General features: G+C 71.6%; 20 protein-coding genes and 1 pseudogene. 3 read left to right on the top strand and 18 right to left on the bottom strand.

All coding sequences use genetic code 11. The features are described from left to right. Positions 1-25 precede the first annotated feature (25 nt). The 7 genes from ABZ934_RS11630 to ABZ934_RS11600 form a co-directional block, all read right to left on the bottom strand. Complete coding sequence (locus ABZ934_RS11630) at positions 26-1,288, bottom strand: hypothetical protein (protein ID WP_361311669.1); 1,263 nt, start codon at positions 1,286-1,288, stop codon at positions 26-28. Next, positions 1,285-2,601, bottom strand: a complete 1,317-nt coding sequence (locus ABZ934_RS11625; RefSeq protein WP_361311667.1) for an ATP-grasp domain-containing protein — start codon at positions 2,599-2,601, stop codon at positions 1,285-1,287. Before ABZ934_RS11625 ends, ABZ934_RS11630 begins: the two co-directional genes overlap by 4 nt. Next, positions 2,598-3,899: an ATP-grasp domain-containing protein gene (locus tag ABZ934_RS11620; protein WP_361311665.1), complete on the bottom strand. Its 1,302-nt coding sequence runs from the start codon at positions 3,897-3,899 to the stop codon at positions 2,598-2,600. Before ABZ934_RS11620 ends, ABZ934_RS11625 begins: the two co-directional genes overlap by 4 nt. Then, complete coding sequence (locus ABZ934_RS11615) at positions 3,896-5,218, bottom strand: MFS transporter (protein WP_361311662.1); 1,323 nt, start codon at positions 5,216-5,218, stop codon at positions 3,896-3,898. Before ABZ934_RS11615 ends, ABZ934_RS11620 begins: the two co-directional genes overlap by 4 nt. A gap of 221 nt (positions 5,219-5,439) precedes the next feature. Next, positions 5,440-6,483: a cysteine synthase family protein gene (locus tag ABZ934_RS11610; RefSeq protein WP_361311659.1), complete on the bottom strand. Its 1,044-nt coding sequence runs from the start codon at positions 6,481-6,483 to the stop codon at positions 5,440-5,442. A 128-nt stretch (positions 6,484-6,611) separates the two neighbouring features. Then, complete coding sequence (gene epsC / locus ABZ934_RS11605; protein WP_361311656.1) at positions 6,612-7,226, bottom strand: serine O-acetyltransferase EpsC; 615 nt, start codon at positions 7,224-7,226, stop codon at positions 6,612-6,614. Beyond that, positions 7,226-7,804 carry an NAD(P)H-dependent oxidoreductase gene (locus ABZ934_RS11600; RefSeq protein WP_361311653.1) on the bottom strand — a complete coding sequence of 193 codons (579 nt, stop codon included), beginning with the start codon at positions 7,802-7,804 and terminating at the stop codon, positions 7,226-7,228. The genes epsC and ABZ934_RS11600 overlap by 1 nt, the downstream gene beginning before the upstream one ends. A 314-nt stretch (positions 7,805-8,118) precedes the next feature. Between ABZ934_RS11600 and ABZ934_RS11595 the strand changes: the two genes are divergently transcribed. Further along, positions 8,119-8,382, top strand: a complete 264-nt coding sequence (locus tag ABZ934_RS11595; RefSeq protein ID WP_361311650.1) for a hypothetical protein — start codon at positions 8,119-8,121, stop codon at positions 8,380-8,382. A 150-nt stretch (positions 8,383-8,532) separates the two neighbouring features. Here ABZ934_RS11595 and ABZ934_RS11590 read toward each other — a convergent pair whose 3' ends face one another. The 3 genes from ABZ934_RS11590 to ABZ934_RS11580 form a co-directional block, all read right to left on the bottom strand. Further along, positions 8,533-9,462: a serine hydrolase gene (locus tag ABZ934_RS11590; RefSeq protein WP_361311648.1), complete on the bottom strand. Its 930-nt coding sequence runs from the start codon at positions 9,460-9,462 to the stop codon at positions 8,533-8,535. Positions 9,463-9,662: 200 nt separating this feature from the next. Beyond that, positions 9,663-10,148, bottom strand: coding sequence for a lamin tail domain-containing protein (locus tag ABZ934_RS11585; RefSeq protein ID WP_361311645.1), 486 nt, complete (start codon positions 10,146-10,148; stop codon positions 9,663-9,665). 274 nt (positions 10,149-10,422) lie between these two features. Further along, positions 10,423-11,160 (bottom strand): hypothetical protein, encoded by a 738-nt coding sequence (locus ABZ934_RS11580; protein WP_361311642.1) that lies wholly within the window; start codon positions 11,158-11,160, stop codon positions 10,423-10,425. Between the two features lie 217 nt (positions 11,161-11,377). On the opposite strand from ABZ934_RS11580, the gene ABZ934_RS11575 reads away from it, so the two are divergent. Further along, complete coding sequence (locus ABZ934_RS11575; RefSeq protein WP_361311639.1) at positions 11,378-11,500, top strand: hypothetical protein; 123 nt, start codon at positions 11,378-11,380, stop codon at positions 11,498-11,500. A gap of 46 nt (positions 11,501-11,546) precedes the next feature. Here ABZ934_RS11575 and ABZ934_RS11570 read toward each other — a convergent pair whose 3' ends face one another. From ABZ934_RS11570 to ABZ934_RS11550, 5 genes and pseudogenes are all read right to left on the bottom strand, one after another. After that, a complete protein-coding gene (locus tag ABZ934_RS11570) occupies positions 11,547-11,921 on the bottom strand; it encodes a VOC family protein (RefSeq protein ID WP_361311636.1) in 375 nt (124 codons plus the stop codon). Positions 11,922-12,173: 252 nt separating this feature from the next. Beyond that, a complete protein-coding gene (locus tag ABZ934_RS11565; RefSeq protein ID WP_361311633.1) occupies positions 12,174-12,416 on the bottom strand; it encodes a Clp protease N-terminal domain-containing protein in 243 nt (80 codons plus the stop codon). A 63-nt stretch (positions 12,417-12,479) separates the two neighbouring features. After that, positions 12,480-12,599: pseudogene (locus ABZ934_RS11560) on the bottom strand (Clp protease N-terminal domain-containing protein); the annotation flags it as partial. Positions 12,600-12,651: 52 nt separating this feature from the next. Then, positions 12,652-12,855 carry a helix-turn-helix domain-containing protein gene (locus tag ABZ934_RS11555; RefSeq protein WP_361311631.1) on the bottom strand — a complete coding sequence of 68 codons (204 nt, stop codon included), beginning with the start codon at positions 12,853-12,855 and terminating at the stop codon, positions 12,652-12,654. 69 nt (positions 12,856-12,924) lie between these two features. After that, a complete protein-coding gene (locus tag ABZ934_RS11550) occupies positions 12,925-13,389 on the bottom strand; it encodes a DUF2000 domain-containing protein (protein ID WP_361311628.1) in 465 nt (154 codons plus the stop codon). 58 nt (positions 13,390-13,447) lie between these two features. Between ABZ934_RS11550 and ABZ934_RS11545 the strand changes: the two genes are divergently transcribed. After that, complete coding sequence (locus ABZ934_RS11545; RefSeq protein ID WP_361311625.1) at positions 13,448-14,269, top strand: AraC family transcriptional regulator; 822 nt, start codon at positions 13,448-13,450, stop codon at positions 14,267-14,269. 412 nt (positions 14,270-14,681) lie between these two features. Here the strand turns inward: ABZ934_RS11545 and ABZ934_RS11540 are convergent, their stop codons facing one another. The 3 genes from ABZ934_RS11540 to ABZ934_RS11530 all read right to left on the bottom strand — a co-directional run bounded on the left by ABZ934_RS11540 (position 14,682) and on the right by ABZ934_RS11530 (position 18,612). Then, positions 14,682-15,503 carry a YceI family protein gene (locus ABZ934_RS11540; protein WP_361311623.1) on the bottom strand — a complete coding sequence of 274 codons (822 nt, stop codon included), beginning with the start codon at positions 15,501-15,503 and terminating at the stop codon, positions 14,682-14,684. Positions 15,504-15,602: 99 nt separating this feature from the next. Beyond that, a complete protein-coding gene (locus ABZ934_RS11535) occupies positions 15,603-18,113 on the bottom strand; it encodes an MFS transporter (RefSeq protein ID WP_361311620.1) in 2,511 nt (836 codons plus the stop codon). A 16-nt stretch (positions 18,114-18,129) separates the two neighbouring features. Next, positions 18,130-18,612, bottom strand: a complete 483-nt coding sequence (locus ABZ934_RS11530; RefSeq protein ID WP_361311619.1) for a MarR family transcriptional regulator — start codon at positions 18,610-18,612, stop codon at positions 18,130-18,132. Between the last annotated feature and the right edge of the window lie 194 nt (positions 18,613-18,806).

Here is an 18,806-nt window from a genome sequence, read left to right as displayed (position 1 = left end):
CGACGCGGGGCGGCCCGCGCGCGGCTCAGTCGATCACGATCTCCGACTCGAATCGGGCGCCCAACGCCCGCAGTCGCTTCTCGCACTCCTCCCGCGTCGCCGCCGACAGCACCGCCGCGGCGAGGAAGTCCGAGGACAGGGCGGCCTCGGCGAGGACCTCGCCCGGCTCCGCGAAGACGCCGTAGAACTCCACCCACGGCTCCTCGGGCGTCGCCGGGATCCCGCGCACCGTGCCCGGTCGCTTCATCATCAGGACCTGACCCGCCATCCGGACCGGTTCCAACCGCCCGAACGCGCCGTCCGGGCGGCGCTCGCCGAGCCCGGCGAGCCGCAGGCCCGTGTGCGCCCGCGACGCCAGCTCCACGGGGTGCACCGCGAAGACGGCGGTCAGCACCTCCCGAATCCGCGCTCCCGCCGGTCGGGCCGCGACCTCGCAGACCACCAGCCGGTCGTCGGGCGTGTGGAACACCTCCGCGTGGAAGGCGAAGTCGGCCGGTCCGCCCAGTGCCGCGAGCGCCTCCTCCGCCAGCTCCAGCAGCCGCGGCGTCAGCGGGTCCGAGGGGTCCAGGGTGAGGTCCACCCGGGCGCCGCTGTCGGCCTGGAAGGACGACAGCTCGTACTGGTACTGGGAGGGCCAGGCCATGACCGTACGGCCGCCCGCCACCACGCCGTCCACGTGGCACATTCGGCCCGGGACGTACGCCTCCAGCAGCAGGTCCTCGCGGGGCGCGGCGCCCGGTGCGAAGGACTCGGCCAGGTACCCCTCCAGCTCCTCCGCGGTCCGTACGACCCGCAGCCCGACGGAGCCGAAGCCGTCGCGCGCCTTGCAGACGAGCGGCAGGCCGTGCGCCGACGCGAAGACCCGCGCCTCCCGCGCCGTCCCCGGCAGCGTGTGCGGGGCGACGGCGATGCCCGCCGCCGCCAGCTTCCCCTTCATCAGCACCTTGTCCCGGAAGGGCAGCACCTCGTCGGGCAGTTGGCCGGGCAGGCCGAACTTCTCCCGCAGCGCCGCGGCCCGGATCAGGTCGGCCTCGTGGTGCGCGATGACGTGCGTGACCCCGTACTCCTGGACCAGGTCGACGGCGAGCCGGTCGACGAGGTCCTCATCGTCGAAGGTGTCGATGATCTCCAGGTGACGGTAGCCGCCGGGGCCGTCCGGGACCTGCTCGCGGCCTCCCAGGATCTTGTCCCGGGCGGCGATCATCACCACGCCGCCGTCGAGCTCCGCCAGCCACCGGTCGTACGGGAAGGGCTCCAGCGGGAACCGGTGCAGGACGAGCGCGGTCACGCCGCCACCTCCACCAGCCGCGCGGCGGGCGCCTGCGCGGGGGTCACGTCGATGCGGATCTCCGAGGTCAGCCGTTCGCAGAGGGCGATGGCGGCATCGGTGTCGGCCGCCGTCACCGCGGCGAAGCCGAGCCGGTCCCAGTTGTCCCGCAGCGGGCGGACCTCGTCGCCGGGGCGTACGGAGACCTCCACGGCCAGCACGTCCGGTCGGGCCGCGACCTCCTCCACGCCCGACACGGCCGTGACCGTTCCCGGATCGCGGAGCACGAAGCGGGTGCAGGCGCCCGCGCGGGCCATCGGGGGTTCCGGCAACTCCTCCACCAGGCCCAGCGGCCAGGCGACGCCGTACCAGAGCAGGTCGATCCCGTAGGCGGCCTCGACCAGTTCGTTGATGTGGCCGCCGCCGACCCGGTTGTGGGACTCGATGACGACCGGTCCGCGCGAGGTCAGGCGCAACTCCGTGTGGCTCGGCCCGTCGGTGATGCCCATGGTGTCGAGGAAGTCCGCGACCGCGGTGGTCACCCGGTCGTACGCCTGCGGCGTCAGCCGGGCGGGCAGGGCGTGCCCCAGCTCCGCGAAGTGCGTGTCGTCGACGAGCTTCTCGGTCACCGCCACCACCACGTGGCGACCGCCGAAACTGAACCCCTCCACGCTGAACTCGGGGCCGTCGAGATAGGACTCCATCAGGAACTCGCGCACCGTGAACAGGGTCGAGCCGCGGTCGGTGCGCCGGCCGCGCAGCTCCTCGATGCGCTCCCACGCCGCCTCCAGGTCGGCGGCGCCGCCGACCCGGATCAGGCCGAAGCTCGCGGTCGCGTCCGTCGGCTTGACGATGAAGGGGAAGCCCGCCTTCAGGGCGAAGGTCTCCAGTGAGGCGCGGTCGGTGACCCGGTCCCAGTGGATGGAGAGCCGCCCGTGCTCCGCCAGGTGGCGGCGCATCAGGTATTTGTCGCGCATCCGACGGCTCACCTCGGGCCGGGTGCCCGGGAAGCCGAAGTGGTCGTTGAGTCGGGCCGCCATGTCGAGACCGCCCTCGGTGAGCGAGACGATCACGTCGAACCCCCACACCTCCCGGGCGGCCTCGGCCAGCGGCCGTACGGTGTCCCAGTCGGTGTAGTCGACCATCAGCAGGACGTCGGCCAGCCCGGTCTGGAAGGGGTTGATCTTGTCGGGGTGTTGGAGCAGCACCACGCGGACCCCCAGGGCCTTCGCACGTTCGAGGTGTTGGTCGGTTCCGCCGACCAACAGCATCGTCCGTTCGGCGGCAGGCGTCGCGGGTGGGGCGGCTGCGGTCGTCGCGGTCCTCGCGCTCATGACAGGGCTTCCTTCGTGCCGGAGGTGCTCAGGGTGCTGGGGGTACTCGATGTGCTGGGGGTACTGGGGGTACTCGCCGTGCTCCGGGTGATCGTGGTGCGCAGCGTGGCGAAGGCCGCCCCGATCCGTTCGGCGGCCTCGGCGGGGCTCGCGGCGTCGACGACCGCGAAGCCGTGCCGGGTGCCGGAGTCGGTGGTGCGCGGCAGGACGTCACCGGGCCGGTAGGGGAAGTGCACGCCGTGCACGTGTTCCTCGGCGCACAGTTCGGCCAGACCCTCCACGGATTCCAGACGCCCGGGGGGCAGTCGGAAGAAGCCGACTGAGGCGTAGCGCCGGGGCGTGGGCGTCCTGACGTCCTTGCCGGCCAGGGCCCGGAAGATCGCCGCTTCCAGATCGAGGCCGGTGGCCACCTCCACGAGCAGCGGGATCTTGTCGCCTCCGAGGCGGGCCTGCGACTCCACGATGCGCGGGCCCGCGGGAGTGAGGATCACCTCGGTGTGCGCCGGACCGAACGCATAGCCGGCCAGGTCGAGCAGGGCGGTCACGGTGGAACGGATCGCCGCCGCGTCGACGGCGGGCAGCGGCGCCGGGTGGACGTGCCCGGTCTCCACGAACCCGGGCGGTCCACTGGTCTGCTTGGCCGTGATCCCGACGATCTCGTGCCGGCCGCCGACGGTCAGCGTCTCGACGCTGAACTCGGGACCCTCCAGGAAGTCCTCGATGATGTACGGGCCTTCGATGCCGACCGACTTGACGCGTTCGGTCCATTCCGCGAGGTCCGAGGCCGTGCGGACGAGCGCGATCCCGCGGCTGCCCGCCGAGTTGGCGGGCTTGACCACGGCCGGCAGGCCGAATTCGGCGAGCAGCGGCGCCACTTCGCCGAGCGTCGCGGCTTCCCGGGCGCGGACGACCGAGACGCCGTTGTGGTTGAGCAGGTGGCGCATCGCGTTCTTGTCGTTGAGCAGCCGGACGGACTCGGCGCTGTTCGGCGACAGGCCCAGGGCCTCGGCCTCGGCGACCACCGGCGCCATGCTGGACTCGCTGCCCAGGTGCAGTACGTGCCGGACGTCGTGCTCCCTCGCCATCCGCGCCACCAGCGCGCGGAGCGCGGCCTCGTCCTCGAAGTCGACGAGGGCCAGTTCCTCGGAGTGGGCCGCGACCTGGTCGAGGTAGGCGGCCGGCCGCAGCGCCGGGTCCCAGATGGACCAGACCCGGAAGCCCGCCTCCACGGCCTTGCGGACGAGCTGCTCGTACGGCATCACCATCAGGAGGTGGCCGGGGGTCGGGGGGTGGGTCATGACGTGGCTCCGTTCGGGGCCGAGGCGGCGACCGGCCGGGCCGGTTCCGCTTCGGCGGTGTCCTGCTCCGCCGCGGCCACCGCTGCCTGGCGCGCCTCGCGCAGCGGCAGCAGGGAGCGGTAGACGAGAATGGCGCCCAGGCCGAAGGCCGCGTACAGCAGACTCATGCCGACCGGGGAGAGGAAGGCTCCGACGGTCACGCAGAGCGAGCCGATGAGCAGGCCGACGCGGGCGTTGAGACCGTAGGCGGCCAGGTACTTGGTGCGGGCGGCCGGGTCGACGAGGTCGGCCAGCAGCGCCTGCTTGACCGGTACGTTGGCGATCTCGCCCACCGTCAGCAGGACCGCGGCGGCGATCAGCAGCCAGCCGCTGTTGCTGACGGCGAGGACCATGTAGCCGGCGGTGAAGACGGTGAGGCCCGCGTACAGCCGGACCCGGTCGGACAGCCGGCGGAACATGCTGCCCGCGAAGAGCGCGAACACGACGATCAGGGCGGTGTTGACGGCCCGCAGGATGCCGAGCATCGCGACGCCGTCCACTGCGGGGAACCAGCGGTCCAGGCCGGCCAGCGCCTGCTTGGGGAAGTCGTCGGCGAGCCGAACCGCGATGTAGTAGCCGATCTGCACCTCGATGGCCCGGCTGAACGTCGCCGCGGCCAGGAGCCGCAGGAACACACGGTCCCGGGAGACCGCGAGGTAGCCGCGGAGCATGGCCGGGATGCCGGGCGCCTGCTCCTTGGCGGACTCCGGGGCGCTCTCCGCGATCCACCACCACGTGACCAGGGCGGTCGCCGCGGAGAGCACGGCCGCGGCGGTCAGCAGCAGGGTGAAGTGATCACCGTAGAAGAAGCCGCCGATGAGGGCGCCGGCGGTGAACGCCATATTGATCGACCAGTAGTTGACCGTGTAGACGAAGTTCCGGTTCTCGGGGGTGGAGACGTCGATCATCATCGCCTCGGCGGCCGGGGTGGCCGCGCTCGCCAGGCAGGTGTTGAGCAGGAAGAGGACGAACGTCACGGCTCCCGACTGCCACCAGGGCGAGTTGGCCAGGGCCAGCAGCCCGAACGTGAGGGCCGCCCCGACCTCGCCCGCCACCATCAACGGCCTGCGGCCGTGGACGTCGGCGAGGTGGCCGCCGAGGAAGTTGCCGGCGATGCCCGCCGCCGCGACGATCAGGGTGAGCACGCCGGCCGCGGCAGCGCCGTACAGGGTGGCCAGGTGGATGACCATCAGCGGCATCAGCATGATCCCGAGCAGCCGTTGGACGAAGCCGACGCCCATCCTCAGCTTGATGTTCGGGTGCAGTTCGCGGAAGTTCATGATCGGCCTCCGGTCGTTGCGCGGACGAGCTCGGTGCGCGGGGCACGGTCGTTGCCCCGCCACCAGTCGACGGTGATCACCGGCATGTCGGGTTCCTTTGCGGAGTGGGGGAGTCGGGCGTCGGACGGTGCGACGGCGCGGCGGGCCCGGTTGGGCTCGGTGAGATCGGTGAGATCGGAGAGCTGGGGGGCCGGCTCAGGGCTTGATGGCGGGCTCGGTGGTCAGGGCTTGACGGTGAGGGCGGCGGCCTGCTCGGCGGCTCGGTCGGCACTCTGCTCGCCCGGCCGGGTCACGGGCTGTTCGACGGCGCGGGCGGCGGGCGTGTCGCTCTCGCTCCACAGGCTGAGGTAGCGCTCGCCCGTGTCGGGGAGGACCGTGACGATCGTGGCCCCGATGTAGTCGGGGTGCGCGGCCAGCCGGGCGCAGGCGTGGGCGACGGCACCGGAGGAGACCCCGGCGAAGACACCCTGGCGGCGGGCGAGGGCGCGGGCGGCGAGCATGGCGTCCTCGTCGGAGACCGTCACGACACTGTCGATCAGATCGACATCGGTGGTGGGGGCGACGAAGCCGCCGTTGAGACCGGGAATCCGGTGCAGGCCGCCGACGCCCTGGGACAGCACGGGGGAGCGTTCCGGTTCGACCGCGACGACGCGGATCCCCGGATTCTGCTCCTTCAAGTACCGCGCGATGCCGCTGAGGGTGCCACCCGTGCCCACACCGCAGACCATGACGTCGATGCGGCCCGCCGTGTCGGTCCAGATCTCCGGACCTGTGGTCTCGTAGTGGGCCCGCACGTTGTCGGGATTGTCGTGCTGGCGGGGGAACCAGGAGCCCGGCGTCGCCGCGTGCAGTTCCTCGGCCTTGGCGATCGCACCGGCGTAGCCGCTGTCGCGCGGGGTCTGCACCACCTCCGCGCCCAGCGCCTTGAGCAGGGACACCCGCTCGGCGGTGGCGCTGTCGGGCAGCACGATCACGCAGCGGTAGCCGCGGGCGGCGCAGAGCGCGGCCAGTGAGATGCCCGTGTTGCCGGACGTCGCCTCGATGACGGTGCCGTTGCCCGGGCTGAGGTCACCGCGTAGTTCCGCGGCGCGCAGCATGTACAGGGCGGCCCGGTCCTTGCTGGTGGACATCGGGTTGGCCGATTCCAGCTTCGCGAGCACTTCGGTGCCCGGGGCGGTGTCGTCGAAGCGCAGGCGGATCAGTGGGGTCGAGCCGATCAAGTCCTCGATGCTGTCGGCTATGTTGCGCTTCCGGCGGCTTTCCACGTCTGTTCCTCACAAGTCGTTCGGTGGGGCGATGTGTGTCGGTCGTACGGTGCGTCGTGCGCCGGTACGGTCCACGCGGGGGGAACCCGCCGGTCGGAGCGGGATCCCCGGGACGGGAAGGGTGCGGACTACCAGGAGCCGGCCGAGGCGGTGACGGCGTACAGGTCCTCCATGGGCTGCGGAGCCTTGCCGACCGCCTTGATCACGGCGGTGGCGGCGAGCACCCGTGCTCCCGGCGGCACGTCCTTGTTGACCAGGGCCTGCGCTCCGATGACGGCGTGGTCGCCGATGGTGACGGGGCCCAGCACGGTCGCGTTCGTACCGAGCACGACGTGGTGGCCCACCACGGGATGGCGGCGTTCCCCCACGGGCCGGTCGTTGTCGCTCCACCAGCCCACCGCTCCCAGTGTCACCTGGTGATAGATGGTCACGTCGTCCCCGACCACGGCGGTCTCGCCGATCACGACGGCCGCGCCGTGGTCGATGAACACCCGCCGGCCGAGCACCGCGCCGGGGTGGATCTCCACGGCGGTGCCGCGGCGGGCGTACCAGGCGATGGTCCGTGCGAGGAACCGCAGGCCGTGCCGGTGCAGCCGGTGGGCGATCCGGTGGGCCCACAGGGCGGGCAGCGCCGCGTGCAGGAGTGCTTCCCGGCGGTTGCGCATGGACGGGTCGCGGGCCACCACCACGTCCAGGTCTTCCTTCATGATCCGCAGGAGGCCGGGTCGGTCGGTCGTCGCCATCAGACCAGCACCTCGGCCCGCTCGTCGAGCCGGCTGAGTTCGGTGAGGAGGGCGCGGGTCGGGCTTTCCAGGGGGCCCACGATGTCCGGGTCCGTGTAGCGGCCGTCCGCGCCGGCCCGCGGGCAGGCGCCGCCGAGGGCGACCGGCTCGTGCTCGACGACCCGGGCGCCGCAGCGACCGAGTACGCCGACCAGGCGGGGCTGCGCGTCGATCCCGCCGCGCGCTCCGGGGGAGGCGCTGGTCAGGGCCGTCATCTTGCCGGTGAGCGGGCTCCGGCCGCCCGGCCGGGACAGCCAGTCCAGCGCGTTCTTGAGCGTGCCGGGCATCTCGCCGTTGTAGGAGGGGGTGCTGATGAACAGCGCGTCCGCGCCGGCGACCTTTTCCTTGGCCGCGCGTACCTCGGCCGAGCCGTCGGCACGCTCCAGCCCGGCCTCGTAGAACGGCGGTCCGGCCACGGACAGCGTCACGGCTTCGTGGTCACCGGGCAGCTCCGCCAGGATGTGGCGCACGGTCGTCGGCACAGCGGTGTTCAGCGAGTCCCGGCGCGTGCTGCCGGATACCAGAACGATCTTGGCCACATCAAACCTCTCTCCTCGGTCCGGAACGTTCGCCCGTGTTTCCCGGACCTCTCTTGTCGCGGCCCCGACGGTCGGGCCGAACGCGCGGACGGGAGAGCACCGTCGGCAGCGGCACCGCAATGCCCCCGGCCCGGGGGGTGGCTCCGGTCCGCGTCGTCTCCGACACGGTCCCAGCCCCGACTGTTGCCGGCCTCGATCGCGACTCGCGCCGCGATGGAGGACCTCAGGAGCGCCCCTGCACTACCGCTCCTGCTCCGGCCGGAAGGGACTGACCTGCGAGGGGTTTGGATCGTTGCAGTGGCATGACCGATTCCATGCTGACGATTCCCGCCGACTGGCTCGCCCGTGTGTTCCTGTCCCTGCGACGCAGCGGCTCGGACGAGGCGCAAGCGGCCGCGGTGGAACTACAGCCGTTCACGGAGAAGCCCGGGCAGCGGGTTCCCGTGCCCCGGACGACGATGCTGCGTACCGAACTGGCGTTGCGCCTCGCGCTGGGCGCCGAGTCGCAGGAGGAGCGGCGCACGCGGCTGTCGGAGGAGGCCGCGTACCTGATCAGCGCCCGACTCGACGACCACTGACCCCGATCCGACCCTCTCGCACGTGGAGCGGATACCGGGGTATCCGCTCCACGCCGTCGTCTCTTCACGTCGGCACGTTCGCTGCGTCAGTGCGTCAGTGCGTCAGTGCGTCAGTGCGGCCGTGCGCGCCGGCGCCGTCCCGTGGCACCGTCAGTCGAGGACGTCCGGGATCGGCTCCGTGGTGCTGCGCCGGAGGGCGGTCTTGGAACCGGCGGCCGGGCCCAGGGCCCAGTCGGAGAGCGCCATCGAGTCCGCGTACCGCTCCTCGTCGTTCAACAGCACACCGATGATCGTCTTGCCGTTGCGGGTCACGGAGAAGACGAGGCACTTGCCCGCCGCCGTGCCGGTGCCGGTCTTGACACCGATCGCACCCGGGTACGCGTACCCGGTCGGGCGCGGCTGGATCAGCAGGTTGCTGTTCGACCACGTCGCGCTGGTGGAGGTGGCGCCGGTGCTGATGGACGTGGTCTTCACCAGCGTCCGGAAGGTGCTGCCACCCATCGCGTACTTGGTGAGCTTCGCGAGGTCGCGCGGGGTGGTGAGGTTGTTGCCCGTCGGCGAGATGCCGTCGAAGGAGTCGTACACGGTATTGCGCAGGCCCAGCGATTTCGCCTTGGCGTTCATCTTCGCGATGAAGCTCTCCGTGCGGGCCTTCGTGGTCGTGCCCGTACCGAAGGTGTCGGCGAGCGCGTACGCCGCGTCACAGCCCGACGGCAGCATCAACGCGTACAGCAGTTGACGGACCGTCGGTCGGGCGCCGGCCTTGAGGTGGGCCGAGCTCGCGCCCTCCCGGACCACGTAGTCCAGGTACTCCTGCTTGACGGTGACCCTCTTGTCCAGGTCCAGGTTCGGCTGGGTGGTGACCACCACCGTCGTCATGATCTTCGTGGTGCTCGCCATCTGGCGCTTGGTGTCGGCGGCCTTGGAGCTGAGCGTCGCCCCGGTGGTGCCGTCCATCAGGAACGCACCGGCGGCGGAGACCGGCGGAGCCGCGGCCGCCTGGGCCGGCGCGGAGACGGTGAGCAGGGCGCCGCTGGCGATGGTGACGCCGAGCGCGCGGCGCAGCAAAGTCGATATCACGTCAATTCCCCCCTGTTGCCGGTCCGGTCAATCCGAAGGGAGGAACCGCAGAGGTGTCCCCGCCCGCGCGGGATCCTACTCGCGGGGACACGGATACGGCGTGCCACGGGCGGATTCCCGCGGCACGCCGTACCGGAACGTGGTCACGTCACGGTCGGCGAGGGACGTGACGGGCGTTTGGGTGGGTTGGGTCGCTTGGGTCAGCTGTGGTGACCGCGGCCCTGGCGGCCGCCCCAGGACTCGGTGTCGATGACACGGCCGCGGTCGTCGCGCAGGGTCGCGGTGTCACGCGCGTCCCAGATCTGCCGGCTGCGGTTCTGGTAGACGTCCGTGTGCGTGTTGCGGCCCTGACCGGTGTGGACCTTGACGCTGTGGCCGCCCGCCAGGCGCAGGCCCGCGAAGCGGTAGCGGTTGCCCTGCTGGTCGGTGAGGGTGTAGCCGCGCAGGTCGACCCCGTGGCGGCCGGTGTTCTTCACCTCGACCCATTCCCGGTTCAGCGCGTGATTGGAACGGTCGTTGCGAGCGTGGCTCTCGTGCTGGACGGAGCCGATGACGACCGCGGAGCGCGCGTGGCGGCCGTTCCCGTGGTCGCCGGCGGCGGTGGCCGGCAGGGCGGCGGCGCCGACCAGGGCGCCGGCGGCCAGGAACGCGGCGACGAGGCGGCGGGGAGTGAGAGAAGCAGACATGACAATGGCCCCTTCCAACGTTGGCCCGCCCCGGGGTGCGAACAAGCCGGGCGGGCTGCGAGCGGTTCTCGGCATGTGGCCGAGAAGCCATACTTTGGCTCACATACGCTGCCGGACAGCGTGAAATCGCCTCGTGTTGCCGAATACAGACATGTCGGTAACTGTCCCTTTGCCAAAGGGGCGTGGCCGAGAGCCGGGGAATGCCTGGTCCCGGCCGTTCTTCGTACGTGTGTACCCGTGTTGCTCCGTGCGCCGGACGGGGCGCTCGACCGGCTCAGGAGATCCCGTACCACTGGCTGCCCCAGCCGGTGTTGATGATGCCGGTGGACTGCTCGGCGAGGTTCACGGTCGCGGGCAACGCGGTCTGGCCGGTCAGGACGGTGCTGTACCGGAGCTGCGGCGGCGTCAGACCGGCGTTGACCGAGATGCCCGCCCCCGTGGATTTCAGGGTGAGGGCATTGGTCGCCCAATTGCCGTTGAGCAGCAGGGCGATGAAGTAGGTCCCGGGGGCGGCGGTGAACGGCTTGCCGAGGGGCAGCGACTTGGCGACCGCCTCGCCCATCAGCTGGGGCGAGATGTCCGAGGTCGCCCCGCGCAGGGTGCCCGCGCCGTCGTACACGCCGAGGTAGCAGTTGGCGAGCTGGGCGTTCTGGTCGACTCCGGCCAGCCCCAACCAGATGTTCGACCAGGTGATCGGCTCGCGCAGGACGATCCGTACGAGGGTGATCCGGCCGCCGACCCCGGCGGCCGACTGCGCGGTGACGTGGCCCGCGTCATTGGGGTCACCGGTCCAGGCCAACAGGTTCTGGTCCTGCGGCCGGGGCCCCTGGTACCCCTCGAAGGCGGACCCGCCGCTCTGCGTGGGCGCGGGAGTCGAAGCGCCGGCGCCCCCTTGCCGCGGCTCGCCCGGTGCGGTGCAAGCGGCGAGGAGGAGCAGGGCCGCGAGTGCGGCGACGAGGCCCTTCGCGGCGGCGGTGGTGACGGTGGTGGCGGTGGTGGTCCGGGTGCGCATGGTCCCCCCATGAGGCGCGGGTGTGCCGACGGGCCATGATCACACGGCAGGGGAAAGGGGCGGTCCCCGCCCGCCCCGGCGGACCGGCGGTCCTTCGCGTCGCCGGCGGCGCTCGGCGGAGGGACGACCGCCACGCTGCACGTCTTCGTACCGGACGTCGAGGCCTGGCGAGCGCGCGCGGGCGGCCGGAGCCGAGATCCTCCAACCGCCGACGAACATGTTCCACGGCGACCGCACCGTCATCCTCAAGGACCCTTCGGGTCACATCCGCGTATTCCTCACACACCTGGAGGACGTGTCGGAGGAGGAACTCAAGCACCGTCCGGCCGCCACGGGATGACGGCCGGACGGGAGAGCGGCCACCGGCAGGCGCTGCCGGTGGCGGGCTACAGGTACGGACGGGTGAGCAACTCGATGGCGTGACCCGCGGGATCCTTGAAGTACACGCCCCGGCCCCCGTGCTCGGTGTTGGTCTCGCCGGGGCGGCGCATGTGGGGGTCGGCCCAGTGCTCGATGTCGCGGTCACGGAGCCGGCGGTACGCCCGGTCGAACAGCGCGTCGTCGACCAGGAACGCGTAGTGCTGCATCTGGATCTCCACCGGCGGCTCCGCGAACTGGAGCAGCACCCCGTCGGGGAGCCGGACGTTGGTGAACGGGCCCCAGGACGGTGCCTCGGGAAGCTCCAACAGCTCGCGGAAGAAGCGGGCCGACTCGTCGCGATCCTCGGCGGCGATGATGGTGTGGTTGAACGTGACTGTCATGCGGTTGACCTCGGTGTGTTCGGCACGGAAAAGGGACGCTGGCGCAGGAGCGCGAGGGGGTCCGCGTGCCGAACCGTGGGGGTGCCTTCTTCGCACCCGCGGAGGGATCAGTCCTCCACCGGGTAACCCGTCCGTGTGTGGCGTATCGCCGGTCCGGTGTTCACGGCGGCGATCTTACGTAAGCCGACCGGCCGCGACAACCGGGTTGTCGGGGCGTCCGCCGCTCCGCAGGTCGGTGGGCGCCACCCGGCCCTAGGCGGCGTCCGTTCCCCGGAGGCGTTCTCGGGCGGCCGAGCGGTCGACGCCGAGCCGGTCCAGCGACTCCGCCGCGGGATCGGTGTGTTCACCGGCGAGGAGCGCGAGCAGCAGGTGCTCCGGCCCGAGGCGTCGTCCGCCGGTACTCTTCATCTCCCCGAGGGCGCGCGGCAGGACCGAGCGGGCCCCGGAGGTGAAGGGCGTGCGCTTGCGCGAGGCGGGAACGGGCGGCCGGTCCACACCCGGGACGTCGATCCCGATCGCGGTCAGCGCCGACCGGTCCAGGTCCGCCAGTGCGCTCCGCGCGTCGTCGAGGCCGATGCCCAGACACCGGACGGCGGGCGAGCCGGGCTCGTGGAGGACGTCCAGGAGGAGGTGCTCGGTCCCGATCCGGCGATCGCCGCGCAGTCGGGCTTCCTCCAGTGCGTGGGTGACGGCCGTGCGGGCACCCGCTGTGAACTCGAACTCCGTCGTCTCACTTCCCGTGTTTGGCGTGTGCGGGCTGTCGGGACACGCCGAGGGCGTCCCCGATCTGTTCCCATGACCATCCCTGCTGCCGGGCCCGCGCCACCGCCGCCGCTTCCACCTGCTCGGCGAGCCGGTGCAGGGCGCCCACCGCCCGTAGTCCCACGGCGGGGTCGTGCGACCTGAGACGTTCCGTCAGATCTCCCGTTTCCACGACTGTCAGCCTGGGCTGACGGTCCCGCCGTGTCGACCCGGCCTGACGACCTCCCCCGGCGCCGCCGGATCAGGGGTGCATGCGCGCGCCCTTGAGCACCTTGTCCACGGCGTTCCGGGGCCCGTACACGGCCGTTCCCACCAGGTCGAGGTGGGCGGAGCCCACGGCCCGCACGGCCGCCCGGTTGTCACGGTCGTTGCCCGTCCCGAACAGGTCCGACGTGAACACGGCGGTCGGCAGCGCTCGGCTCACGGCGCGGCCGTGCGCGGCGGTCAGGTGCTCCTTCGTCGCCTCGAAGACCAGTACGGGCTGGCGGAACATCGGCAGGTAGGCCGTCCCGTCGGCGTCCGCGTACGGCTCGCCGATCACCTCGGGGGCGGCCGAGCCGAGCCCGCTGACCAGGAACGCGGTCACGTTCAGCCGCTGCCAGGTTTCGAGGTCGTCCCGCAGCACCACGGCGATCTTGGTGTCGAAGCGGACGGCCGCCGGCGCACCTTCCACGTCGGCACGGTTCCGGGTGTCGGTCTCGTTCATGATTCTCATGCTTCGAGACTGCGCGGTGCCCTCCGCCCGCGTCTTGTACGTTCCTTGCATGACGCCCCGGCGGGAGACCTCGGCCTGGCGCCCGCCGGTGGCGGGTGTCGTGGAGGTCCTCCACGCCCACTTCACCGAGCACACCTACCCCATGCACGTCCACGACGCCTGGACGCTGCTCATCGTCGATGACGGCACGGTCCGCTACGACCTGGACCGCCACGAGCGCGCCACCCCCGGCGACACCGTCAGCCTCCTCCCGCCGCAGGTCGCTCACAACGGCTCACCCGCCACCACCGACGGCTTCCGCAAACGCGTGCTCTACCTCGACATGACCCACCTCGACGCGAGCCTCATCGGACCGGCGGTGGACGGCCCGGACCTTGCCGACCCACTCCTGCGCACCCGCGTCGGGCAACTGCACACGGCCCTCGCCCACCCGGGCGACGCGTTCGAGGCGGAGAGCCGCCTGGCCCTCGTAAGCGAACGCCTGCGCGCGCACCTGCGCCCCGGGCCCGTCGACGGAGCGGCCGGACTCGGCACCCGACCGGACCACCGTGTGGCGCGGACCCTGCGCGAACTCCTCGACGAACGGATCCTCGAACCCCTCACCCTGGAGGAGGCCGCGCGCCTCCTCCACGCCCACCCCACGCACCTCGTCCGCGCGTTCAGCGGCGCGTTCGGCATCGCACCGCACCAGTACGTGACCTCCCGCCGCGTCGATCTGGCCCGCCGACTGCTGCTCGACGGGCAACCGCCGGGCGACGTGGCGACCACCGCCGGCTTCTACGACCAGTCGCACCTCACCCGGCACTTCAAGCGGATCGTGGGCACCACACCCGCCCGGTACGCCCGCCTCAAAGACCCACTCCCGCGCTGAGCCCGACCAGGGACGCAAGGGCCGTCGCGGCGTCCGAGCCCACGGGCGCGCTGTAGATCATCAGCGTCATTGCCGCACTTCCGGCACGTCGCCGAAGTGCTGAACGAGATCCTTGCCGAGCCGTTCTCCCTGCGCCGCCTGGTCGACGTCCACGGGTGAACGCCCGCGCCACCCCTAGCGCGCCGAGAAGGGCCGGTCACCGTCGCTCCGTGTCGGCGACGTCTTCGTGATCCCCGGGCTTCGTTCACGCCACCGCTCGACGAGATCACCGTCGCCCGGACCGAACCGGCCCCCGGAGAACCGGCCGGCCGGCGAATGGGCCGGCCGGCGCACCGGCCCGGCGACGCCTTCGTACGGTCGCCCGGGTCCGGTGCTCGGCGAGCCCCGCGGTCTGCCGTGGGCCTGCCGCGCGTTACGCCTGGGGCAGGGAGTCGCCCTGCACCGCCTGGATGTCCAGCTCCACCCTCAGCGTCGCGCCGATGGCGGCGATGCCCACCTGGACGACCTGGTTGTAGTTCATCGCGAAGTCCTCGCGGTGCAGTTCGGCGGTGGCGCGGAACGCGGCGCGGGTGCCGCCCCAGGGGTCGGCGCCGGTGCCCAGGTAGGCCAGGTCCAGGTCGACGGGGCGCACGACGCCGCGCAGCGTCAGGTCGCCGTGGACCGTCCAGCGGTCGGGGCCGGCCGGGGTCAGGCCCGTCGAGCGGTAACCGATCTTCGGGTACGCCGCCACGTCCAGGAAGTCCGGTGACTTGAGGTGACCGTCGCGCAGGCCGTTGCCCGTGTCGATGGAGGCGGCCTCGATCAACGCCTCCACCCGCGACGCGGACACGTCCTGCGGATCGATCACGATCCGTCCCGCGAAGTCCGTGAAGCGGCCGTGCACGCTGGAGATCCCCAGGTGCTGGGCGACGGCGGCCACCGAGGAGTGCGCCGGGTCGATCGTCCACGGCCCGGGCGGCGGCAACTCGGCGCCCCCCTGCCGGGCGAGGACCACATTGCCGACCTCCGCGCGCCCGCTCGCCGTGACGATCGTGCTCGACGCGGTGGGCGCGTACCCGACCGCCGTGACTATGACCGTGTACGCGCCCGGCGCCAGCGCGGTCGTGTCGCGCACGGCGCCATCGCCGTCGGCCTGGGCGCGCACGACCTGTGTGCCCGTCATGTCCGTCACCGTGACGACCGCGTGCGACACGGCCCATCCGTCGCGCGTGCGGATCCGTGCGGTGAGTCCCATCCCGTTTTCTCCCTGCGAAAGCATGTCGAGTCAGCCGAAAGAGAACCGGTCCGTGGGGGCGCCCCGACGAAGGGACGCGCCCCAGGGACCGGCGCCCGTCTACTCGCCGGGGTGGGCGAGTTCGATGTCGTGGGCGTCGACGCCGCGACCGGTCACGGTCAGCGCCGTGGCCACCGGCGGATAGCCCGTCGCGATGACGGTGTACTCGCCGCCGTCCAGGTCGGTGAAGGCGTACGCGCCGTCCACGCCGGTCCGCGCGGTGGCGACCACGTTGCCCGCGGCGTCGACCAGTGTGACCCGCGCGTCACTGAGCGGCCCGCCCGGCGCCCGCACGACGCCCTGGACCTGGGCGCCCGAACTCAGCTCGACCTCCACCCGGGTGACGCCCGCTCCGCCGACCTCCACGTGCAGGGCCTTCGGACGGCGCCCGGGGGCGTTCACGGCGACGGTCACCGAGCCCGGCACCAGTTCGGCGAAGGTGAACCCGCCCTGACCGTCGGTGGTCCCGGTGGCCAGTACGTCCCCGCGCACATCGGTCACGATGACCATGGCGCCCTCGACCGGTGCCCCGGTCTCCGCGGTCCGTACGACGCCGCTCAGACCGCTCGTCCCGCTCAGCAGGATGTCGTAGGAGACCGGCTCACCGTTGACGACGATCGTCGAGGCCAGCGGCTGGAAGCCGTCGGCGGCCGCGATCAGCACGTACGAGCCGCTGCCCGGCGCGTCGACCGCGTACGAGCCGTCGGCCTGTGCGACCGACCGGCCGAGTTGACGTCCCGCGAGCGAGATCAGCGTCACCGCGGCCTGCGGCACGGGCCTGCGCTCGGCGCCGCGCACGTGGCCCCGTACGGGAACACCGTCGCGCGGGGCACCGGACGCTCCGCCGGCCGCCGTGTCGACGGCCTGCTCGGGGGCGCTCGCGAAGACCGGACCGTCGGCCTCGGCCTTCGCTCCCGCGCCCGCGCCGGCCCGCGGGGCCGGGACGTCCGGGGAGCCCTGTGCCTCCGCGGCCTGGGACGCCTGCGCCATGCCGCCCGAGGTCCGCAGCGGGACCTCCTTGATGAACAGCGTCACCAGAAAGGCGATCAGTGCCAGCGGCGCGGCGATCAGGAACACGTCCGCGATGCCGTGGCCGTACGCGCTCTCCATCACCGTGCGCAGCGGTCCGGGCAGGCTGTTCATGTCCGGGATGCTGCCGCCGGAGCTCTGCCGGGCCGCGGCGGCCGCGTACTTCGGGTCGAGGGTGGCGAGCCCGTCCTTGGCGTAGTGGGTGATCCGGTTGGCCATGATCGCGCCGAGGGCCGAGACACCGATGGCGCCGCCGAGGGAGCGGAAGAACGTCACTGTGGAGCTGGCCGATCCGAGGTCGGACGGCGCGACCTGGTTCTGCGTGCACAGCACCAGGTTCTGCATCATCATGCCGATGCCGAGGCCCAGCAGGACCATGAAGATCGCGATGTGCCAGTACGTCGTGTCGTAGCGGATCGTGCCGAGCAGACCGAGGCCCGCCGTCACCAGCACGCCACCGCACAACAGCCACGCCTTCCACCGGCCGGTCTTGGTGATGACCTGCCCCGACACGGTGGAGGAGACGAACAGACCGGCGATCATCGGGATCGTCATCACACCCGACATGGTCGGGGACTTGTCGCGGGCGAGCTGGAAGTACTGGCTGAAGAACACGGTGCCGGTGAACATCGCGACACCGACGAAGAGCGACGCGATCGAGGACAGCGCGATGGTGCGGTTGCGGAACAGGCGCAGCGGGATGATCGGTTCGCTCGCCTTGGACTCGACGAGGACGAACAGGGCGCCCAGGACGAGCGAGCCTCCGACCATCGCGTACGTCTGCCACGACAGCCAGTCGTACTTGTCGCCGGCGAAGGTGACCCACAGCAGCAGCAGCGAGACGGCGGCCGAGACGAAGAACGCGCCGCCCCAGTCGACCTTGACCTCGCGCTTGACGACGGGCAGGTGGAGGGTCTTCTGGAGCACGATCAGGGCGATGATCGCGAACGGGACGCCGACGTAGAAGCACCAGCGCCAGCCCAGCCAGTCTGTGTCGGTGATCACGCCGCCGAGCAGCGGGCCGCCGACGGTGGCGACTGCAAAGGTCGCGCCGAGGTAGCCGCTGTAACGGCCGCGCTCGCGCGGGGAGATCATCGCCGCCATCACGATCTGGGCGAGCGCGGACAGGCCGCCGACACCGATGCCCTGGACCACGCGGCAGGCGATCAACATGCCCGCGTTCTGCGACATGCCGGCGACCGCCGACCCCAGCACGTAGATCACCAGCGCTATCTGGACGAGCGCCTTCTTGCTGTAGAGGTCGGAGAGCTTGCCCCACAGGGGAGTGGCCGCCGTCATGGACAGCAGGGCGGCCGTGACGACCCAGGTGTAGGCGGACTGGCCGCCGCCGAGGTCGCCGATGATGTGAGGGAGGGCGTTGGAGACGATCGTCGACGACAGGATCGCGACGAACATGCCGAGCAGCAGCCCGGAGAGCGCCTCCATGATCTGCCGGTGCGTCATCGGTGCGTGCTCGTGGCCGCCGCCGGCTCCGTGCTTGGCGTGAGAGGCCCGCACACCGGCTGGTGTGGTCGTTGCCATGGGCTTCCTTACGTTCTTATGCGGGTGTACGGGTGGTCGGTTCGTTCGGGTGCGGTAGCCGCCCGGTCGAGCGGCAGTCGCCGAAGCTCGTGCGCAGCCGCGTCATGAGCCGGATCAGCCCGCCGACGTCGTCGTCGGACCAGTCGCCCAGCCGCTCGGCGAGGAGCCGCGACGTGCGCCGGGAGAGCTCGTCGAGCCGCTCCTGCCCCGCCGGGGTCAGGCGCAAAATGCGTGAGCGCCGGTCGCCCGGGTCCGGGGACCGTTCGATCCAGCCGCGGTCGGCGACGTGCGTGACGTGCCGACTGGTGACGGAGGTGTCGACGGAGAGCAGCTCGGCGAGTTTGCTCATCCGCATGGCGCCGTGCCGGTCGAGCAGGGTCAGGACGGCGGCGGAACCGGCGGGACAGTCGTGCGGCAGGATCCGCGCCAGGTCCCGCTTGACGGCACCGATGGCGCTGAGTTCGCGCGCCAGCTCCTCGTACTGCGTCCGCTCGGCCACCACGCCTCCATTTCGTTGCTCTAGGCAACTGTAGAAGTAGTTGGTTGCTCCACGCAAACTGGATCGGCTCCTAAGTCCTAAAACCTTCGCAAAGGCAAGCACCGGCGCATGCAAAACCGCAGATGAATGCATGCGGGGACCGGGTCCGGTGGCTGGAAGACATGCCCGAGGGTCGAAGCGCCGTACGAACGCGC

The sequence above is a fragment of the Streptomyces sp. NPDC046557 genome (assembly GCF_040645975.1).
Classification (GTDB): domain Bacteria; phylum Actinomycetota; class Actinomycetes; order Streptomycetales; family Streptomycetaceae; genus Streptomyces.
The sequence above is the reverse complement of the archived record's forward strand: the minus strand, read 5'-3'. Positions and strand labels throughout refer to the sequence as shown.